This window comes from Soehngenia longivitae, assembly GCF_004684055.1.
GTDB lineage: Bacteria > Bacillota > Clostridia > Tissierellales > Tissierellaceae > Soehngenia > Soehngenia longivitae.
Genome location: NZ_SRIB01000002.1, coordinates 139287 through 159714 on the forward strand (window position 1 = coordinate 139287; position 20428 = coordinate 159714).

Here is a 20428-nt window from a genome sequence, read left to right on the forward strand (position 1 = left end):
TATGAATATCGTATATGTATCATCAGAAGCAGCACCGTTTATAAAAACTGGAGGGTTAGCTGATGTTGCAGGGTCTTTACCTAAAGCTATTAGAAAAAAAGGACAAAAAATATCATTAGTTCTACCATTATATTCTCAAATAGATGACAAATACAGAGAAAAAATGGTGAAAGTAAAGCACTTCTATGTAGATTTACAATGGAGGCATGTTTATGCAGGCATCTTGAAATATGAAGATGATGAACTAGATGTGTATTTTATAGATAATGAATATTACTTTAAAAGAGATGGCATTTATGGGTATTTTGACGATGGTGAGAGATTTACATTTTTCAACAAAGCAGTTTGTCAGATGTTAAAAGAGCTAGACTTAAAGCCAGATATCGTGCATGCAAATGATTGGCATACTGGATTAATTCCACTTTATATCAAGGACTTTGCCAAGGGAGATCCATACTACAAAGATATAAAAAGTGTGTTTACTATACACAATTTAAAATACCAAGGAGTTTTTGACAAAGAAGTGCTTTCAATAGCCGGATTAAGTTTTGAGTATTTTACAACGGATGGAGTGGAGTTCTTTGATAAAATAAATTTCTTGAAAGCAGGGATTGTTTATTCTGATGCACTGACTACTGTATCAAAGACTTATGCAGAAGAAATCAGATATGATTTTTATGGAGAAAATCTCCAAGGAATCATAAGAAAACACGAACATAAACTGGTAGGCATAGTAAATGGAATAGACTATGACATATATAACCCTGAAACTGACAAAAATATTCCTTTTAACTATAATATCAACAATTTAGAAAACAAGAAGAAAAATAAATTAGAATTGCAAAAGCTATATAATTTACCTCAAGACGAAAATATACCTCTTATATCAATAGTATCTAGATTGGTAAGTTCAAAAGGATTTGATCTAATTAGATATATATTAGAAGAAATTTTAAAAGAAGATGTTCAGTTTGTAGTTTTAGGAACTGGAGAAAGAGAATACGAAGACATGTTTAAAATGTATGCTTGGAAATACGAGAAAAAATTGAGTGCACACATATATTTTAATCAGAGAGAATCTCACTTAGTATATGCAGGTTCAGATATTTTTCTCATGCCATCTCTATTTGAGCCTTGTGGCATATCACAGCTAATAGCCATGAGATATGGGACAATCCCTGTAGTAAGAGAAACTGGCGGGCTAAAAGACACAGTAATTCCTTACAATAAATACACTGGAGAAGGAACTGGATTCAGTTTTGCAAATTACAATGCTCATGAGCTTTTATTTTCAGTAAAAGAAGCAATCAGTTTATATAAAGATAAAGAAAACTGGAACAACTTAGTCGTACAAGCAATGACTGCTAAACATGATTGGGAGAATTCGTCGATTGAGTACATCAAATTGTTCGAATCTCTTCTAAAAAAATAGAAGGTGAATGGATGCAAAAGGATTTAAACACTATAAGAAATGATATACAAGACATACTCTATCAGCACCAAGCAACGATGATTGAAGAAGCTTCAATTGCTGAAATATACAGAGCAACATGCTATTATCTAAGGCAGACAATAGGTAAAAACATCTACGATACTCAAAAGAAAATGATAGATAAAAAGACCAATATCTTTCTATCCTTAGAGTATTTTCCTGGAGATTTATTATTTAAGCACATCAACTACATGAATGTTTCAAGTGACATTCAAAACGCATTATCTAAAGAAATTATAAACCTCAAATCCCTATTAGAGGAAGATAAAAGCATAGAATTAGGGAAAAGCTACATGGGAATATACACAGATTCATTGATGGATAGCTTTGCTAACTTAAAAATAAATTGCATAGGTTATGGACTGCTTTACAGAGATGGATACTTTAAGCAGCTCGTAGACGAAAATGGACAACACGAAGAGATAGACGATTGGTGGAGCAGGGGGAAGAATTGGCTTTATAAGAAAGAATACAAATACTCAGTCGACATCTACGGGCAGGTGGAAACCAAGTTTCAAGATGGGAAATACCGATTTAATCAACTAAACACAAGCAAATTAAATATCAGGAGTTATGATTTGCCATATATATCTAAAGACAGTGAATTTTACTTAAAGATAAGACTATTTGATGACTTGAATCATACAAATAGGCTATTGCCTAAATCGACTACACAATCAGATAGAGAAGAAAAGCTAATTCAAAGGTATATTTTAGTATCATCTAGTTTAAAAGATGCTATAAGGGAATATTTGACCACAAATGAATACATTGGCGATTTTTCATCAAAATTTAGGGTATTGTTAGCAGATTCAAATTTATTGATAGCTCTACCAGAATTTATGAGGATATTATTAGATGAGTACAACTTAGAGTGGGATGAAGCTTGGGAGATAACTCAAAATACTTTCACTTACATCAAATTAAAAGAAGATTATTTGCAAGCAGAGGGAAATTTATTGATGAAAGTACTTCCCAGAGTCTGGATGATTTTAGATGAAATTCATCACAGGTACATTAAAAAAATCACCACCAATAACCCCAATGGAGAGATAAAAAAAGAATCAATTCTCTGGGACGGAGAGGTAAGGCTCATAAATTTAGCAAAAGCCACAAACACCAAGATAGATACTATAAACCCTATAATTGCTATATCTCACAGAAAATATTTGCAATTCGCCAACCCAGAACTTTTTGAATTCATAAATGAGTCAATAAAAGGGGATTTATCTAAAGACATCAATAAAATAGAGTCAATCTTGGATTTTGTTGATGAACCTGATTTTATTGAAGAAATCGGGAAAATAAAGCAAAATCATAAATTTAAATTATCGCAAAAAATATTTGATTATTATCGGATCAAGATTAACCCTTATGCATTGTTTGATGCTCATATCATTCAAATTGATGAAAAAAACAGGCAATTACTAGAAACTATTTATATAATAAATGAATATTTGAGGCTAATAGACAATCCAAATATAGACACTATACCAAAAGTGTTCTTTATTGCAGGAAAAGCAGACTCCAATGATGTCGTCGGGAAACTTATTATAAAACTAATATATAAATTATCACTAAAAATCAACAAGGATTTGACAATTAAGGATAAGTTGAAGTTGTTTTTCTTAGATGATTATGCATTGAAAAGCATTGGCACTTTATACACAGGAATTGATTTAGTGCAGTCCCTTGCGACGCCTACTAAAGAGAAAGTAAACGCCTTTAAACTCATAAGTATGATCAATGGAAGCCTCGCAATTGGCTCAAAAAACAAATACAATTTAGACTTTTTAGATTCAACAAAAAACATCATCTATATTTTTGGAACTGAAGAAAGAGAAGTGCAAGAAATATATGAGAATAGAAGCTACAATTCTCAAGAATATTACTATAAAAACATCGCTTTAAGAAAGAGCATAGATACTTTAAATGGTGCTTATGGGCTTTTTAAACCAGACGAATTTAAAGAGTTGTTTGATTTATTGATTAAATTTAACGATATAAATTTAGTTTTAAAAGACTTTGAAGATTACAGATCAACAAGGCAAGAAATCGATCATCATTTCTTGAACAAAAGGAAATGGTATTCTAAGACAATTTCTAGTATTGCTTTAATTAAAGAATATTCCTCGGACGCAGTAGTAAAAAGCCAATTCGATGATATATTTTAAACATGGAAGGAGTAACACAGTTTGGAAATGATTTCTAATAAAGAATTAGGAGCAATATACACCACTGATAGCACTATTTTTAGAGTATTTGCTCCAGATAAAAACAATATAAAACTAAGACTTTTTAAAGATGCACTTAGTTTAGAGAGTAGCGACTACAGCATGATTAAAGATTTTGACGGAGTTTTTGAAACCGAAGTTTCAGGAGATTTAGATGGATACTATTACACATATATTGTCGAAAATGAATTTGAAGTAACTGATCCCTATTCGATTGCCTCAAGTGTTAATTCAAATAGATCATGTGTAATAGATTTATCAAAGACAAATCCAGAAGGTTTTTTAGAGCACAAAGAACCACCGTTAACAAAACCAACGGATTCAATAATATACGAACTTCATGTTAAAGATTTCACCACACATGAAACTTCAAATGTAAAACACAAAGCCTCATTGTACGGGATGACCGAGGAAAACACAAATTACAATGGCTATAAAACTGGCTTAGACCATCTAGCAGAACTTGGGATAACCCATGTCCATTTAATGCCTGTATATGATTATCTCACAGTAAGAGAAGAAAGAGATTTTGTATTTGATGATGATAACTACAATTGGGGCTATGACCCTGAATTGTACAATACAGTGGAAGGGAGTATTACCCTTCATCCAGATGATCCTAAAAAAAGGATTTATGAATTGAAAGAAACCGTCATGGCTTTTCATAAAAAAGGGATTAAAGTTGTTTTAGATGTAGTATACAATCACACTTTTAGGGGAAAGACTTCAAATTTTAATGTATTGGCTACTAACTATTATTTTAGGCAGTGGCCTGATGGCAGTTTTTCAAATGGATCAGGTTGTGGGAATGAATTTGATTCACAAAAGCCTATGGCTAGGAAATTCATCATTGACAGCCTAAAATACTGGGTAAAAGAGTTTAGGGTGGATGGCTTTAGATTCGATTTAATGGCTTTAATTGACATTGACACTATTGAAATGGCAGTAGAGGAGTTGAGAAAACTAAAACCAGACATTTTGATTTACGGTGAGCCTTGGATGGCTGATAGAACTCCATTGCCATCAAACAAGACGACATCTAAAGGAACTCAGTCAAGGAAAGCTTTCGCATTGTTTAATGACAATTTTAGAAATGCTATAAAGGGAGATAATGACGGTTATTTACTGGGATTTGCACAAGGAAATTTAGATGAAAAAAGAAATGTAGAAACAGGTATTGCTGGAAACATATTTTATGACCCATCTCGAATAGGCTTTACTCAAAAAGCTCGCGAAACTATTAACTATGTAAACTCTCATGACAACTTGATTTTACAAGATAAACTTTTAAAAGTATTCCCGCAAAAGACTGAAGAAGAGATAAAAACCTACAACAAATTTATTCATTCCATACTTTTTTTATCTCAAGGGATACCTTTTATACACGAAGGAAACGAATTTTTGAGAAGTAAAAATGGGCATCACAACACTTACAATGCTCCCTTGAGCATCAATGCAATAGACTGGTCACTTAAAGTAAAGAACATAGACGTATTTAATTATATAAAAGATTTAATTGAATTTAGAAAATCTCATATAGCTTTTAGATTAGATGATGCAGAGGAGATAAGAAAAAACTTGAAGTTTTTTGATCATGTAGAGTACTGTCCTACAGTTGCTTACACCATAAGAGAAGATCAAAACTATATATTGGTAGTACACAATGGCAACTTAAACCCATGTCTGCTCACTTATCAAATTTTAAAAAAGCATATTATTGAAAAATACAAAGACGAATTTATAGATATGACAGTTGATTTAATCTTTGATGAAAATGGAATTGTCAGAAACAAAACAAAACTAAATCATCCTCATGGAGTTCAAACACTAGGAATATCAACATATGTATACAAAGTAAATGTAATTAAATAAAAAGCTCGGGAGAAATCCCGAACTTTTTACTCTAAAATATAAACTTTTACTTGTCTTCTACCAAAATTTTTAACTTCCCAAGATGTTTCAAAGAATAAATCTATCTTATTGCCTTTAATGGCTCCTCCTACATCTTCAGCTATAGCAAATCCATAATCTTTCGATCCATCGAGTGACTCTATGTAGAGCCTTGTGCCTAGAGGGATTACTCTTGGATCTACAGCAACTGTTCCAGGACGAGCATAAGTGCCTGAAGCAGTTAAACCGTAACCGGCTTGACCAGGATATTTTCCTGTACTTGCATATGAATTATCATATGCTGTGGCAGTCATAACAATTGACTTTTTAAATCTTGTACTGCCACGTGATGTAGCAATGACATTTTTTGTACCCTTTTCAACGACTTGAGTCACTGGTTCTTCGATGATCTTGTCACTGATGATTACACTAGATACGAGGATACCATCTACGTATTTTTCCTTTACTTGAGTTCTCTTCAAACCTTCTTTTCCCTTTTGAAGTGTTTTTAAGGCTCCCATCTCCATTTTAGAATTAGAGATAACTTGTTTTTCAAAAGGTAATTTTGTATCTGTAGTTATTATTTTCTCTTCTATTCTGTAAACGTTGATATTTCCATTGTCTTTAACAATAGAATTTAGTGCAGGATCGGTTTCATCCTGCGGATTTAAAGTTATATTAGCCTCTCTTAAGATGTCTTTAGTGATTGTTTCAATGGTCGTTATTTTTATGCTCTTACCATCTACTCTAATTGTATAATCCTTTGGATTTTTTATGATAATCTCTAAGTTGTTTTCAAGCTCTGTGTCTAGTGAAGGACTTACATAAGCACCTTCTTCAACAACAATTCCCTCTTCATCAATTAACTCTTTTACTGTCTGTGAGTAAGTGGATAAAGTTCTAACTTCACCATCTACATTTAGAGTGACATCACTTCTTTGCAAAAATGTCATTCCCAAAGACAGAAACATTGCTATAGCTAAGAGTACGAGGACGGTGATTTTACTGAAAGAATCAGTTTTCAATCTGTCCATATTTTCCTCCTTTATTTTTTTACAAAAAGATTAAAATTTGTAACCCTTTTGTAACTTTTTTAGACTATTTTAGTATTCTAAACGATTATTCAAAACTTGTCAAATTTTTGAGGAAATAGACGTAATATTCTAAAGAATAAGACTGTTCATTATCTTGACAAAGCTCATAAATTGGCTATAATTATAGATATTAATACGATGGCGAATCCTTCGTCTCTATTGAGATTGAAGGTTTTTTTATTAAGGCTAAGAAAGGGAGATGGAAATGAATAAATATTATCTCACTACACCGATTTATTATCCAAGCGACAATCTTCATATAGGGCATACTTATACAACTATTGCTGCAGATACTATAAAGAAATACAAAAAATTAAAAGGTTATGAAGTATTTTTTACGACAGGAACTGATGAACACGGACAAAAGATACAAGAAAAAGCCAAAGAAAATGAAGTCAGTCCGAAGGAATACGTAGATGGCATAGTAAAAGACATAAAAAAACTTTGGGAATTACTTGAGATTGATTATGATTCCTTTAGAAGATCTACTGATCCAGATCATGAAAAGAGCGTGCAGAAAATATTTACAAAATTATACGAAAAAGATGAAATATATAAATCCTTCTATGAAGGTTATTATTGCACTCCATGTGAGTCCTTTTGGTCAAAGAGTCAATTAGTAGACGGAAATAAATGCCCTGATTGTGGGAGAGAAACTCATATAGAAAGAGAAGAAACTTACTTTTTCAGACTTTCAAAATACAGAGATAGACTTTTGAAACTCTATGAGGAAAACCCAGATTTTATTCAGCCTGAATCTAGGAAAAATGAGATGATAAATAATTTTCTAAAAGATGGGCTCGAAGACTTAAGCGTATCTCGAAGCACATTTGACTGGGGTATAAAAGTACCATTTGACGAAAAGCATGTAATATACGTATGGATAGATGCATTATCTTGTTATATCACAGCTTTAGGGTATGGAACTGACAACGATGAGAACTTTAAAAAATTCTGGCCTGCTGATGTTCACCTTGTTGGAAAAGAAATAGTGAGATTTCACACCATAATTTGGCCAGCATTGCTGATGGCATTGGATTTGCCATTGCCTAAAAAAGTATTTGGACACGGTTGGATTTTGTTTGATGATGACAAGATGTCAAAATCAAAGGGCAATGTCATCTATCCTGAACCAATCATAGAGCTTTATGGAGTAGATGCATTTAAATATTTTTTATTAAGAGAATTTTCATTTGGACAAGATGGTTCATTTTCTAGGGAGAAATTTTTGCAAAGGCTCAATTCAGATCTGGCAAATGATTTAGGAAATCTCGTCAGCAGAACCATCGCGATGATAGAAAAATACAATGATTCATTTATACCAAAGCCATCACTAGAAGATGGGATAGATAATGAACTCAAAGACTTGGCAAAAGAAACGTATAAAAAAGTTGATGAATATATGGAAGTATTTAATTTTTCGAATGCACTTGAAGAAATATGGAAGCTCATAAGAAGGACAAATAAATACGTAGACGAAACCATGCCATGGATATTAGCTAAGGAGAACAACAAAGAAAGGCTAGACACTGTTCTATACAATTTAGCTGAAAGTTTAAGAACTGTTGCAATTCTCATAAATCCATTTATGACAAATACCTCGAAAACAATCCTAAATCAACTTGGAGTAATAGAGAGCTTAGTATGGGAAGATGCGAGCGTTTGGGGGAAACTAGAATCTGGTTTAAAAATAAATAAACAACAGATAATGTTTCCAAGATTAGACATTGAAAAAGAATTAGTAAAGCTTGAAAAAGCAAACTCTGATTTAATAGAAAAAAGAAAAGCTTTAAAGGAGAAGAAAAAAATGGAAGAAAATAAAGAGATCAAAGAAGAAAAAAAAGAAGAAAAAATACTAGAAAACGAAGAAGAAACTATAACTATAGATGATTTTGCTAAAGTAAAATTAAAGGTCGCAAAAGTAATAGATTGTACAAATCATCCAAAGGCTGACAAACTATTGGTATTGACTCTAAAGATTGGTGACGAGACTAGAACTGTAGTTTCAGGGATCAAAGAATATTATAAACCTGAAGATCTAGTAGGTAAAAAAGTGATAGTCGTAGCAAATTTAAAACCAGTTAAATTAAGAGGAATAGAATCAAAAGGAATGATACTGGCAGCTGAAGATGAAAAAGGAAATTTAACTTTGCTCTCAACATTAGAAGAAATTGAAGATGGAGCGAGCATATCGTAATAGGGAGAAGAAATATGTTTATTGATAGTCATGCACATTTAGACGATGAAAGATTTGACGATGATAGAGAAACAGTAATAAAAAATTTAAAAACAGATCAAATTGACATAGTAATAAATATCGGAGCAGATATAGCATCAAGTAAAAGCACTTTAAACTTAGCTCAAACCTATGACAACATATACTCTGTTGTTGGGGTTCATCCACATTCGGTCAGTGAACTTGTTGGAGTAGGTCTAGGAGTAGGTCTAGATGAGATAGAGAAATTAGCTAGACACGAAAAAACTGTGGCTATTGGGGAAATAGGTCTGGACTATTACTATGAAAACTCTCCTAAGCAGCTTCAAAAAGAGTATTTCATAGAACAGATAAGATTGGCAAAAAAACTTGATTTGCCAATAGTCATTCACTCAAGAGAAGCAGTAAAAGACACTTTAGACATAATAAAGTCTGAAAAAAGCTCAAATTTAAGGGGTGTCATGCATTGCTTTTCAAGCAGCGTAGAAATTGCAAAAGAGTATGTCAAACTCGGATTTTATATAGCAATTGGGGGAGTTGTCACGTTTAAAAATGCGAGGGTCACAAAAGAGGTAGCTAAATACGTGCCATTAGAAAGCCTGCTCATAGAAACAGACTGCCCATATTTAGCACCTGAACCTTTTAGAGGTAAGAGAAATGAACCCAAATACATTAAATACACAGCAGAAGAAATAGCTAAAATTAAAGAGGTTGACTTAGAAGAAATAGCAAAGATTACTAGCGCAAATGCTAAAAAGTTATTTGATATAAAAATTGGTGATATAAATGATTAAAGAAGTCATCGTAGTAGAAGGAAAAGATGACATAGCGAAAGTTAAATCTGCAATCGAATGTGAATGCATTGCTACAAATGGCTTTGCGTATGGTAAAAAGTTCATCAACATATTAAAGAAAATAGACAGAGAAAAAGGGATAATAATCTTTACGGATCCTGACTATCAAGGGGAAAAGATAAGGCGAGAATTAAAAGAATTATTTCCAAATGCAAAACATGCATTTTTATCTCAAGAAAAAGCTTTAAAAGATGGAGATATCGGTATAGAAAATGCTAATAAAGATGACATCATAGAAGCTATAAAAAAAGTAAGACCAACATTGATTGAAAAAAAAGATAGGTTTACAGTAAAGGATATGATAGCAAACAATCTATCAAACGGAAAAAATGCAAAGAAAAGAAGAGAAAAACTTGGGAACACATTAGGAATTGGCTATGCAAATTCAAAGACATTTCTTTTAAGATTAAATGCTTTTGGGATAACACAAGAAGAATTCATAGACGCTTTAAAAAGGATAGATAACGATGCAGACTAAAAGGCTTTATTCACCTAATCAGATAAAAGATATTTTAGAACGACATGGGTTTAATTTTTCAAAAGCACTAGGACAAAACTTTTTAATCGATGGGAATATAGTAAGAAAAATAAGCATTGCAGCAGGAGTAGATAAAAATACAAATGTACTTGAAATAGGACCGGGTGTAGGTACACTCACTGAAGAGTTAGCACTGAATGCCAAAAGAGTAGTTGCTGTTGAGATGGACGAGAGATTAAAGCCTATACTAGAAGAAACTCTATCTGGCTTTGAAAACATAAAAGTTATTTTTTCTGATGTTTTAAAACTCGACTTGAAAGAAATAATTGAAAGAGAATTCGATGGAGAGAGGATCTCTGTGGTTGCTAATCTTCCGTATTATGTTACTACGCCCATATTAGAAATGCTATTTGAAAATGATCTTCCAATAGATTTAATAACTGTAATGGTTCAAAAAGAAGTAGCACTCAGAATGACTGCAAAACCTGGGTCAAAGGATTACAGTTCATTGTCTATTTTCATTAGGTTTTACTCTGAACCGAAAATTGAGTTTAAAGTTCCTAACACTGTTTTTATGCCTAAACCTAAAGTCGACAGCGCTGTAGTAAAGATGGAATTAAATAAAAAATACGATGTAAATCGAGAACTTTTCTTTAAAATTGTAAAAGCTGCTTTTTCAAAGAGAAGAAAAACTATAATAAATGCGCTATCGAGTTATGAAGACTTAAATGTACAGAAAGATGATATAAGAGAACTCTTGACTTTAGCTGATATAGATGAAAACAGAAGAGCAGAGGATTTATCAATAGAAGAATATTTAAATTTGACTAAATTATTGGATATGAGTTTGAAATTAGGATTTCAGGGTAAAAAAAGACTGTGTTGACAAGTATACCCCATAGGGGTATAATATAATTGTTAAAAGTATTTATTATATTTTGGAGGAGATAATTATGAAAAATGTTGTAGTATATACAAGCAGTACATGCCCATATTGTACTATGGTAAAAAATCATCTAAAAGAAAAAGGCGTTGACTATGTTGAAAAAAATGTTTCAACTGATAATCAAGCTAGAAGAGAACTTATGTCAATGGGGCATATGGGAGTACCTGTTGTTATAATCGATGGGGAAGAAATCGTAGGATTTGACAAAGATAGAATAGACTCTCTTTTAGGAGCATAAAAATACGGGGTAGAAATTCTACCCCGTATTTTTATGCATTCAAATCTTTCATTAAGTTGTTTAAATCTAGTCCGTGAACCATAGCAGCTTCTTCAAGACTTTCCATTTGGCTTGAAGGGCAACCAATACAGCCCATTCCATGTCTTAGAAGTATTTCTATTGCTTCAGGTTTTTTCCTGATAACTTCACCAATTAGCATATCTTTTTTAATTTCCATAAACAAAACCCCCTTTAATTCATACTATAATACTAGCATATAAATTTAATTTTGGCTAGTGTTTTTTTAAATGGAAATTGTTTCAAAAATCAATATATGGGAATAATATACTTAGGAGGCGATAATATGAGCGATTCAAAAAACAATACAGGTATTTTCGATTTAATTATTAAGATAATAGTATCAGCTGTAGTCTTGGGGATAACCGCATTTTTTACACCGGGGTTTAGCACATCTGGAATAGGGACTTTAATAGTTGCGGCTATAGTAATTGGGATATTAAACTGGTTAACTGTAAAAATTGTAGGAGTTAATGCTTCTCCATTTGGGGCAGGTGCAGTAGGTTTTGTTGTAACAGCAGTTGTTTTATATCTAACAAGATATTTTGTTGATGGATACAATATCACTATAGTTGGAGCTATCATTGGGGCTTTAGTATTAGGCATAGTAGATGCAGTACTTCCAGGTAAAAGAGTATAAATAACTTGACAAAACAAAAATAAAGATTTATTATTAATATACCATATAGGGGTATAGGAGTGATGAAATGGAAATTATTTTAACAGATTCTGCTAAAGAGGAATTAAATAAAGTCCTTGAAAGTAGAAAAAACAAAGACAAAGTATTGAGAATTTTTTTAGCAGGCTATGGTTGAAGTGGTCCAAGTTTTGGAATGGCTCTGGACGAGCCAAAAGCAGAAGATACAGAAGTTGAGGCTGATGGATTTAAATTTTATATAGAGGATTTGGCTTTTGAAAATTTTGATTCATTCACCATAGACTATAGTGACAATTGGCTAAGACGAGGTTTTAGTATTTTGCCAAATGGTTTGAAAGAACAAACAAGTTGTTAAACAAAAAAAGGTGGGTACCCCACCTTTTTTTTGTGCTATAATATAGTTGCATTTTATTTTGAAAGGAGTGATGGCTGTGGATTCTAGTCCGCTGCCCGAAGGTAAAAGCTTAATAACTGGAACCACAGCCATTGTCTGTGGTTCCTCAAAATTCGAATAAGGAGGAATACTATGGACAAAGAAAAAGAATTAGAGATGATTTTAGACTTAGTTGCGAGTAAGAAATACGTAGAGCTAAAAGAAATTCTCAAAGATATGAATGAAGTAGATCTAGCCGATATTTTAAATGAAATTGAAGCTCAGACTGCGGTTTTACTTTTTAGAATGCTTCCTAAAGGCCTAGCTGTTGATGTATTTGCACATCTAACTATAGAAAGGCAAAAAGAAATTATCAATGTCATAACAGACAAGGAACTCAAATACATCGTAGAAGAATTGTACTTTGACGACATGATAGACCTTTTAGAAGAGATGCCAGCAAATGTAGTAAATAAGATACTTCTACAGTCCAACAAAGATGAGAGAGACTTGATAAATCAATTTTTGAAATATCCCGAAGATTCTGCGGGAAGCATAATGACTATTGAATATGTGGATTTAAAGAAAAAGATGACGGTAAAAGAAGCCTTACAGCATATAAAAGAGACAGGACTTACTAAAGAAACGGTTTACACATGCTATGTAACCGATGAAAATAGAAAGCTAGAAGGCATAATTTCCCTTAGAAAACTGGTTACATCTGATCTAGATCAAATAATTGAGGACATCATGGAAAGAGATGTCATTTATGTAAACACTCATGACGATCAAGAGACAGTTGCCAATATATTTAGAAAATATGGATTTTTAGCACTTCCGGTAGTTGACAATGAAAATAGACTCACAGGGATTATAACTGTAGATGATATAATGGATGTAATGGAGCAGGAAGCAACTGAAGACTTTCAAAAGATGGCAGCTATGGCACCATCTGACGAAGCTTATCTAGAGTCAAGTGTGTTTGAATTAGCAAGACACAGGATATTTTGGCTATTGATTTTAATGGTATCAGCTACCATTTCAGGAAGTATAATAAGTGGAGCAGAAGAAGTCTTAACAGCTATGATAGTATTAAATTCATTTATCCCAATGCTTATGGATACCGCTGGTAATTCTGGGAGCCAATCATCTACATTGGTAATAAGAGGGCTGGCAACAGGTGAAATCGAGATGGGAGATTTTCTAAAAGTCTTATGGAAAGAATTCAGGATTTCTATAGTTGTGGGCATTGTTCTTGCTTTTGTAAATTTCCTGAGACTGTATTATTTAGTAAAAATTGACTTTAATATAGCGCTTTTAGTTTCATTAACCCTGATTGTGACGATAGTGATTTCAAAACTATTAGGGGGTACATTGCCTTTAGTAGCAAAGAAATTTAAAATTGACCCAGCAATTATGGCTGGACCACTTATCACAACAATCGCTGATGCAACAAGTTTGACAATATACTTCTACTTCGCAAAATTGATTTTGCACATTTAAATTATTAACAATTCTTAACAAAATAAGCAACGGTTATTGTTGACAACATCAGGGTATAAATAGTATAATATTAAACGTTTGACATTTTTATATTTTCATGTTATACTATACCTATGATGAGTGTCCCTACACTCCTTCTGCCCCATTTAAGGGAGATTTTTTTGGAAGGTGGTTTTGATAGGTATGGATAGTATAACTAAAATCAGAGAAGATTTAGAGGAATGCATTGGGAAAAAAGTAAGGCTTAAAGCAAACAAAGGTAGAAAGAAGACAACTATCAGAGAGGGAATACTAGAATCTGCATATCCAAGTCTTTTCGTAGTGAGAATCAATAATGACTATGACAACACCAGAATGGTAAGTTACACTTATTCTGATGTGCTAACATCTACTGTGGAAATCACAATTTTAGAAGATTAAAAATGTTTCAATGACATAAATATAGTATAAGGACCTGTTCAAAGCAGGCCCTTTTTCATTTTAAAAAATAAAAATATATGATATAATTATATAAAACAATGCGAGGAGAGATACAGTGGTTTACGAGATAGATGCACACGCAAAAGTTAACCTTGCACTTGATGTATTGAAAAAAAGAGAAGATGGGTATCATGAAATTCGATCGATAATGCAAGAGATATCACTTTGCGATAAATTGATATTTAAAGAAATCAAAACTGGATTTAAATTACACACTAACAATAAAAATTTGCCAGTCGATAAATCCAATTTAGTCTATAAAGCATACGAAAAGATGGCTCAGATAGCTAACACAAATGTAGGGGTAGAAGTAGAAATAATCAAAAACATACCTCTTTCTGCAGGACTCGCTGGAGGAAGTACCAATGCAGCTGCTACTTTACTCATGCTAAATGAGATTTGGAAGCTAGACTTACCCATAGAAAAGCTCATGCAAATAGGAGAAGAACTAGGTTCAGACGTTGCTTTTTGCTTAGTTGGTGGTACAAAACTAGCAGAAGGCAAAGGCGAAAAATTAAAAGAGGTTAAACCATTTAAAAATAAACACATACTGCTTGTAAACCCGGGATTTGAGATTTCAACACCATATGTTTACAGCAAAATAAAGATCGATAACAAAAGAATTGACATAGAGGGACTTATCAAAGCAATAGAGGCAGATGATTTATTTAGTGTAGCTAATAAGTTAGAAAACAAGATGGAAGAAGTAGTATTTAAGGAATTTCCGATTATCAGGGATATCAAAGATTACATGCTTAAAAATGGAGCGATAGGGGCTTTGATGAGCGGAAGTGGAGCGAGCGTATTTGCTATATACGAAGATGTTGAAAAATTAGAATACACAAAGGGAAAAATGGAGAAAATTTATCCATATTGCTTCCATACTTTGACGGTATAAATTCATAAAAGTAATAGCAATTGCAACTATTTGGGCAGGCAATACCTGCCTAATATTCGGCGGTAAATGCCTAAAATTCGGCACGGAGGGATATTATGAAAGATACGTTTTTAAGGGAAAATATTTTTGAAGTATTAGATTATTTAGAGGAAGGGATACACATCATAGATGCCTCTGGTAAGAGCATATATTACAACGCTTTTGCTCAGATGATTGACGGAGTAGAACTAAAAAAAGCCATTGGCAAGCACTTATTAGAGATATACCCTTCGCTAGATGAAGAAACGAGTACTTTACTTACTGCGATTAGGACTGGGGAACCAATACTCAGAAAAGAGCAAACTTTTGTAAACTATAAGGGGGAGAAGATAACTACAATAAATTCGACTATCCCAATTAAGAGCAAGGGTAAAATACTGGGAGCGATAGAGATTTCAAGAGATATAACCCAAGTTAGAGAACTCTCAGAAAAAGTGGTAGACTTGCAGAGTCAACTGTTTAAGAAAAACGATAAAATTAGCCCAACCAATGAATACGCAAAATACACGTTTTATGATATTGTAGGCAACAACAAAGAGATATTGAAGTTAAAAGCTTTAGCTAAAAAAGCTTCTGAATCTGACGTACCTGTGATGATATCAGGAGAAACTGGAACTGGAAAGGAACTCTTTGTTCATTCTATTCACAGTGGGAGCAAGAGAAGACATGGACCTTTCATAGCTCAAAACTGTGCAGCTTTACCTTCAAACCTCTTGGAAGGAATACTATTTGGAACATCAAAGGGTGGGTTTACGGGTGCTGAGGACAGACCTGGACTATTTGAATTAGCTAATGGCGGGACATTGTTCCTAGATGAAATAAATTCCATGCCCCTTGAACTTCAACCCAAACTTTTGAGAGTGCTTCAAGATGGCAATGTAAGAAGAGTTGGAGATACAAAAGTTAAAAATGTAGATGTTAGGATAATCACAGCACTAAATATTCAGCCTGAGGAAGCCATAGAAAAGAAGATGCTAAGAAAAGACCTCTTTTATAGACTAAATGTAATCACTTTAGAGATACCGCCACTAAGAGAAAGAAAAGATGACATAGAAACGCTAACCAATCATTTTATAGAAAAGTACAATATGCTTTTAAACAAGGAAACTAAAGGCATATCTAAAAAGGCTTTAGATCTGTTGAAAAGCTATGATTGGGAAGGCAATGTGCGTGAATTAGAACACCTCATTGAAGGAGTCATGAGCATCTACGATGTAGATATAATAGATATAGAACACCTACCTGAAAAGATGAAAAGGATTGCTAACAAAAAGAATAAGAGAAAGTTTGAATTGGATTTAAACCAAGTTCTAAGTGAAACAGAAAGAAATTTGATATTAGAAGCATTGCAAGCGACAGATGGAAATATATCCAAAGCAAGTGAAGCGTTAAATATACCAAGACAAACCCTACAATACAAAATCCAAAAGTATAACATTGAGTTGAGATGAGCCTTTGAGGCTCTTTTTTTTATACGTAATGCCTAAAATTCGGCAATAAAAACCTTTTCCTGATTTATTAAAATACGAAGTGAGCAAAATAGCTATTTTTTTAACAAAGATTTATTGGCATGAAAATTGCATTAAATAATAGTGTAAAAAAATATGAGGAGGAGATGCCAATGAAAAAAGGAAGCCCATATGGAGTACACAGAGTTATTGAGCCAAAAGGTGTACTACCACAACCAGCATTAAAGATTGACAATACTATGGAAATTTATGACAATGAGATACTTATCGATGTAAAAACTTTAAATGTTGACTCAGCTAGCTTTACTCAAATAGAAGAGCAAGCAAAAGGTGATGTCGAAGAAATCAAAAAAATCATGATGAGTATAGTTGCTGAGAGAGGGAAACATCAAAATCCAGTTACAGGGTCAGGTGGAATGTTAATTGGTACTGTTGAACAAATTGGACCAGCTTTAGAAGGTAAGACCGATTTAAAAGTAGGAGATAAAATCGCAACTTTAGTTTCTTTATCGCTTACTCCTCTTAGGATAGACGAAATACTTGAAGTGAGAAAAGACATAGATCAAGTTGACATCAAAGGCAAAGCAATATTATTTGAATCAGGAATATACGCAAAATTACCAGAGGACATACCAGAAAATCTAGCACTTTCAGTTTTAGACGTTGCTGGAGCACCAGCACAAACTGCAAAATTAGTTAAACCTGGAGATACGGTAGTAGTATTAGGCGGAACAGGTAAATCAGGAATGCTCTGCTTATATGAAGCAAAGAAAAGAGCAGGAGTTACTGGAAAAGTTATCTGCATAGGCAGTAGAGATGAAACTATAAACAGGGTAAAACAAGCAAATTTAGCTGATGTATACATCAAGGCTAATGCACAAGATGCAGTAGAAATCATGGAAAAAGTTGCAGAAGCAACAAATGGGGAAATGGCAGACATAGTAATAAATACTGTAAACATTCCAAACACTGAAATGTCATCAATCCTTGCAACTAAAGATGAGGGGTTAGTATATTTCTTCTCAATGGCAACAAGCTTTACAAAAGCTGCTTTAGGAGCTGAAGGAGTAGGTAAAGACGTTACTATGATCATTGGAAACGGATACACTAAAGGACATGCTGAAATAGCACTTAACTTAATGAGAGAATCAGAAACCTTAAGAAAAATATTCACAGAGCTTTATGCTTAGTAAAAATATTTGGAGGTATTAAAATGAGAAAATACAACGAGATTCCGTTGTGGAAAGATGTAACAGAAAATGAATGGAATGACTGGAAATGGCAAGTAAGAAATAGAGTTTCTGATGTTGAAACTTTAAGTCAAATCATAAATTTGACTGAACAAGAAAAACAAGACATAAATGAAGTACTTAAAAAATTCAGAATGGGTATCACTCCATACTATGCATCATTAATGGATCCAGATGATCCACATTGTCCTGTTAGAATGCAAGCTGTGCCAACAATAGCAGAAACTCACATATCAGGCGCAGACATGGAAGATCCTCTTCATGAAGATGCTGATTCACCAGTTCCTGGGCTTACACATAGATATCCAGACAGAGTATTGTTCCTAATAACAGACCAATGCTCAATGTATTGCAGGCATTGTACAAGGAGAAGATTTGCAGGACAAAAGGACTCTCCAGCTTCAATGGAAAGAATAGATGCTAGCATTGAATACATCAGAAATACACCACAAGTTAGAGATGTATTGTTATCAGGTGGAGATGCACTATTAATTGGAGATGATAGACTTGAATACATCATCAGCAAATTGAGAGAAATACCTCATGTTGAGATAATCAGAATTGGTAGTAGAGTTCCAGTTGTTATGCCACAAAGAATTACTGATGATTTAGTGAACATGTTGAAGAAATATCATCCAATATGGTTAAATACACACTTTAATCATCCAAAAGAGATTACACCTGAATCAATGGAAGCTTGTAGAAAATTAGCAGATGCAGGCATACCTTTAGGGAACCAATCAGTACTTTTAAGAGGTGTAAACGACTGCCCACATATCATGAAAGACTTAGTTCATGGGCTCGTTAAGATGAGAGTTAGACCTTATTACATTTATCAATGTGATTTATCAATGGGAATTGAACACTTCAGAACCAAAGTATCAAAGGGAATCGAAATCATTGAAGCTTTAAGAGGACATACATCAGGTTATGCTGTACCAACATTTGTAGTTGATGCTCCTGGAGGAGGAGGAAAGATTCCAGTAATGCCACAATACTTGATTTCTCAATCTCCAACTAAAGTAGTTTTAAGAAACTACGAAGGAGTAATCACAACTTATGTTGAGCCAAATCACCTTGAAGAAGAATGCCACTGCGATGTATGCCAAGGCAAAAAAGAATCTAAATCCACTGGAGTAGCTGGACTTCTTGAAGGCAATGAAGTAAAAAATCTCGAGCCAAGCTATTTAGAAAGACATGAAAGAAGTAAGAAACACAACAAATAGTCATGCAACTATTAGATTTAATTAAAGAACAATACAAGATAATATCAATAATTGGAATGAGCAAAAATGCTGGAAAGACTACCACTCTAAACGAGATAATATCTGAAGCTTACGAAGAAGACATACCAATAGGGATAAGCTCAATTGGCAGAGACGGAGAAAGTTTGGACATAGTCACAGAAACTGAAAAACCAAAGATTTGGGTATCTGAAAACACCTATGTTGCGACTGCTCAAAGTCTTCTACTCTTAAGTGATGCAAATGTGGAGATAATGATGACTACAAACTATCGAACGCCATTAGGAGAAGTAGTCATTGGAAAAGTAAGATCTGCTGGGTACATTCAACTAGCAGGACCACAGACTCTAAAGGAAATGAAAAAAGTTTCAGAGGACATGTTAAATTTAGGAGCTAAATTTGTAATCATAGATGGTAGCCTTGACAGAAAATCTCAAGCAGCTCCTGCTATATCAGATGCTACGATACTAGCAACTGGAGCTGCCATATCAAGAGATTTAAACAGAGTGGTGGAAGAAACACTTCATACTATTAGCCTATTAAGACTTAAAAAAGTAGAAAATAAATATGAAAATATTTTAAAGAGTCTTTTGGAAGAAAGTACAATAGCAATAGTAGATGAGGATTTTAAAATCGAAAGGTTGAAGTATAAAACAGCTCTGGGGATGGGACGTGAAATATCAGAGCACATAAAGGAAAATTCAAGATACCTTTTGATACCAGGTTCTCTAGTTAAATCGACCATAAGTGAACTACTAAGCTCGACACACCATTATAAGAATTTGACCATTGCAGTATCAGATGGAACTAAAATATTTATCCCCCCCAAGGATTATTTACATTTTCTTAGAATGGGTTTAAAGCTAGAAGTAGTTTACCCGATCAATTTAATTGGAGTAACGGTAAATCCTTACTCTCCATATGGCTATTACTTTGAACCAGAAGAACTGCTAAAAAAAATGAAAAGCTATATAAAAGACATTCCAGTTATAGATATTATGATCGGGGGTTAAACT

19 protein-coding genes are annotated in these 20428 nt (G+C 33.4%); 17 read left to right on the top strand and 2 right to left on the bottom strand.

What is annotated here, in order from left to right; all coding sequences use genetic code 11:
* Position 1: 1 nt before the first annotated feature.
* Genes glgA through pulA form a run of 3 tightly spaced genes read left to right on the top strand, consistent with a single transcriptional unit; the run spans position 2 to position 5598 of the window.
* A complete protein-coding gene (gene glgA, locus E4100_RS02260) occupies positions 2–1432 on the top strand; it encodes a glycogen synthase GlgA (RefSeq protein WP_135270409.1) in 1431 nt (476 codons plus the stop codon).
* Between the two features lie 11 nt (positions 1433–1443).
* A complete protein-coding gene (locus tag E4100_RS02265) occupies positions 1444–3666 on the top strand; it encodes a glycogen/starch/alpha-glucan phosphorylase (RefSeq protein WP_135270410.1) in 2223 nt (740 codons plus the stop codon).
* A 27-nt stretch (positions 3667–3693) separates the two neighbouring features.
* On the top strand, positions 3694–5598 hold the full coding sequence (pulA, locus tag E4100_RS02270) for a type I pullulanase (RefSeq protein ID WP_135270411.1): 1905 nt from the start codon (positions 3694–3696) through the stop codon (positions 5596–5598).
* Between the two features lie 26 nt (positions 5599–5624).
* Here pulA and E4100_RS02275 read toward each other — a convergent pair whose 3' ends face one another.
* Positions 5625–6650, bottom strand: coding sequence for a resuscitation-promoting factor (locus E4100_RS02275; protein WP_135270412.1), 1026 nt, complete (start codon positions 6648–6650; stop codon positions 5625–5627).
* 259 nt (positions 6651–6909) lie between these two features.
* On the opposite strand from E4100_RS02275, the gene metG reads away from it, so the two are divergent.
* The 5 genes from metG (at position 6910) to E4100_RS02300 (ending at position 11441) form a co-directional block, all read left to right on the top strand.
* The gene (metG, locus tag E4100_RS02280) at positions 6910–8907 is read left to right on the top strand and encodes a methionine--tRNA ligase (RefSeq protein WP_135270413.1); all 1998 of its coding nucleotides are present in this window, start codon (positions 6910–6912) and stop codon (positions 8905–8907) included.
* Between the two features lie 14 nt (positions 8908–8921).
* Positions 8922–9719 (top strand): TatD family hydrolase, encoded by a 798-nt coding sequence (locus tag E4100_RS02285; protein ID WP_135270414.1) that lies wholly within the window; start codon positions 8922–8924, stop codon positions 9717–9719.
* Positions 9712–10257, top strand: coding sequence for a ribonuclease M5 (gene rnmV / locus E4100_RS02290; RefSeq protein ID WP_135270415.1), 546 nt, complete (start codon positions 9712–9714; stop codon positions 10255–10257). Before E4100_RS02285 ends, rnmV begins: the two co-directional genes overlap by 8 nt.
* Positions 10247–11143, top strand: coding sequence for a 16S rRNA (adenine(1518)-N(6)/adenine(1519)-N(6))-dimethyltransferase RsmA (gene rsmA / locus E4100_RS02295; RefSeq protein WP_135270416.1), 897 nt, complete (start codon positions 10247–10249; stop codon positions 11141–11143). Before rnmV ends, rsmA begins: the two co-directional genes overlap by 11 nt.
* 67 nt (positions 11144–11210) lie before the next feature.
* Positions 11211–11441 (top strand): glutaredoxin family protein, encoded by a 231-nt coding sequence (locus E4100_RS02300; RefSeq protein ID WP_135270417.1) that lies wholly within the window; start codon positions 11211–11213, stop codon positions 11439–11441.
* A gap of 31 nt (positions 11442–11472) precedes the next feature.
* On the opposite strand, the gene E4100_RS02305 is transcribed toward E4100_RS02300, so the two are convergent.
* Positions 11473–11658 (bottom strand): DUF1858 domain-containing protein, encoded by a 186-nt coding sequence (locus E4100_RS02305; RefSeq protein WP_135270418.1) that lies wholly within the window; start codon positions 11656–11658, stop codon positions 11473–11475.
* Between the two features lie 126 nt (positions 11659–11784).
* Here E4100_RS02305 and E4100_RS02310 point away from each other — a divergent pair, with 126 nt between their 5' ends.
* From E4100_RS02310 to kamB, 9 genes are all read left to right on the top strand, one after another.
* The gene (locus E4100_RS02310) at positions 11785–12138 is read left to right on the top strand and encodes a phage holin family protein (protein ID WP_135270419.1); all 354 of its coding nucleotides are present in this window, start codon (positions 11785–11787) and stop codon (positions 12136–12138) included.
* A gap of 67 nt (positions 12139–12205) precedes the next feature.
* Positions 12206–12511 carry a HesB/IscA family protein gene (locus E4100_RS09550; RefSeq protein WP_345702326.1) on the top strand — a complete coding sequence of 102 codons (306 nt, stop codon included), beginning with the start codon at positions 12206–12208 and terminating at the stop codon, positions 12509–12511.
* A 171-nt stretch (positions 12512–12682) separates the two neighbouring features.
* Entirely contained in the window at positions 12683–14032 is a 1350-nt protein-coding gene (gene mgtE, locus E4100_RS02320) for a magnesium transporter (RefSeq protein WP_135270421.1), read from the top strand.
* A gap of 183 nt (positions 14033–14215) precedes the next feature.
* A complete protein-coding gene (locus E4100_RS02325; RefSeq protein WP_135270422.1) occupies positions 14216–14452 on the top strand; it encodes a Veg family protein in 237 nt (78 codons plus the stop codon).
* Between the two features lie 115 nt (positions 14453–14567).
* On the top strand, positions 14568–15410 hold the full coding sequence (ispE, locus tag E4100_RS02330) for a 4-(cytidine 5'-diphospho)-2-C-methyl-D-erythritol kinase (RefSeq protein WP_135270423.1): 843 nt from the start codon (positions 14568–14570) through the stop codon (positions 15408–15410).
* Positions 15411–15505: 95 nt separating this feature from the next.
* Entirely contained in the window at positions 15506–16900 is a 1395-nt protein-coding gene (locus E4100_RS02335; RefSeq protein WP_135270424.1) for a sigma-54 interaction domain-containing protein, read from the top strand.
* Between the two features lie 170 nt (positions 16901–17070).
* Positions 17071–18108 carry an L-erythro-3,5-diaminohexanoate dehydrogenase gene (kdd, locus tag E4100_RS02340; RefSeq protein WP_135270425.1) on the top strand — a complete coding sequence of 346 codons (1038 nt, stop codon included), beginning with the start codon at positions 17071–17073 and terminating at the stop codon, positions 18106–18108.
* 23 nt (positions 18109–18131) lie between these two features.
* Positions 18132–19394: a lysine 2,3-aminomutase gene (kamA, locus tag E4100_RS02345; protein ID WP_135270426.1), complete on the top strand. Its 1263-nt coding sequence runs from the start codon at positions 18132–18134 to the stop codon at positions 19392–19394.
* A 2-nt stretch (positions 19395–19396) separates the two neighbouring features.
* Entirely contained in the window at positions 19397–20425 is a 1029-nt protein-coding gene (kamB, locus tag E4100_RS02350) for a lysine 5,6-aminomutase reactivase subunit KamB (protein WP_135270427.1), read from the top strand.
* Positions 20426–20428 lie beyond the last annotated feature (3 nt).

Bases quoted from the DNA above. Each gene is read 5' to 3' on its own strand.
- glgA (WP_135270409.1), top strand. From the start codon at position 2: ATGAATATCGTATATGTATCATCAGAAGCAGCACCGTTTATAAAAACT.
- E4100_RS02265 (WP_135270410.1), top strand. From the start codon at position 1,444: ATGCAAAAGGATTTAAACACTATAAGAAATGATATACAAGACATACTC.
- pulA (WP_135270411.1), top strand. From the start codon at position 3,694: ATGATTTCTAATAAAGAATTAGGAGCAATATACACCACTGATAGCACT.
- E4100_RS02275 (WP_135270412.1), bottom strand. From the start codon at position 6,650: ATGGACAGATTGAAAACTGATTCTTTCAGTAAAATCACCGTCCTCGTA.
- metG (WP_135270413.1), top strand. From the start codon at position 6,910: ATGGAAATGAATAAATATTATCTCACTACACCGATTTATTATCCAAGC.
- E4100_RS02285 (WP_135270414.1), top strand. From the start codon at position 8,922: ATGTTTATTGATAGTCATGCACATTTAGACGATGAAAGATTTGACGAT.
- rnmV (WP_135270415.1), top strand. From the start codon at position 9,712: ATGATTAAAGAAGTCATCGTAGTAGAAGGAAAAGATGACATAGCGAAA.
- rsmA (WP_135270416.1), top strand. From the start codon at position 10,247: ATGCAGACTAAAAGGCTTTATTCACCTAATCAGATAAAAGATATTTTA.
- E4100_RS02300 (WP_135270417.1), top strand. From the start codon at position 11,211: ATGAAAAATGTTGTAGTATATACAAGCAGTACATGCCCATATTGTACT.
- E4100_RS02305 (WP_135270418.1), bottom strand. From the start codon at position 11,658: ATGGAAATTAAAAAAGATATGCTAATTGGTGAAGTTATCAGGAAAAAA.
- E4100_RS02310 (WP_135270419.1), top strand. From the start codon at position 11,785: ATGAGCGATTCAAAAAACAATACAGGTATTTTCGATTTAATTATTAAG.
- mgtE (WP_135270421.1), top strand. From the start codon at position 12,683: ATGGACAAAGAAAAAGAATTAGAGATGATTTTAGACTTAGTTGCGAGT.
- E4100_RS02325 (WP_135270422.1), top strand. From the start codon at position 14,216: ATGGATAGTATAACTAAAATCAGAGAAGATTTAGAGGAATGCATTGGG.
- E4100_RS02335 (WP_135270424.1), top strand. From the start codon at position 15,506: ATGAAAGATACGTTTTTAAGGGAAAATATTTTTGAAGTATTAGATTAT.
- kdd (WP_135270425.1), top strand. From the start codon at position 17,071: ATGAAAAAAGGAAGCCCATATGGAGTACACAGAGTTATTGAGCCAAAA.
- kamA (WP_135270426.1), top strand. From the start codon at position 18,132: ATGAGAAAATACAACGAGATTCCGTTGTGGAAAGATGTAACAGAAAAT.
- kamB (WP_135270427.1), top strand. From the start codon at position 19,397: ATGCAACTATTAGATTTAATTAAAGAACAATACAAGATAATATCAATA.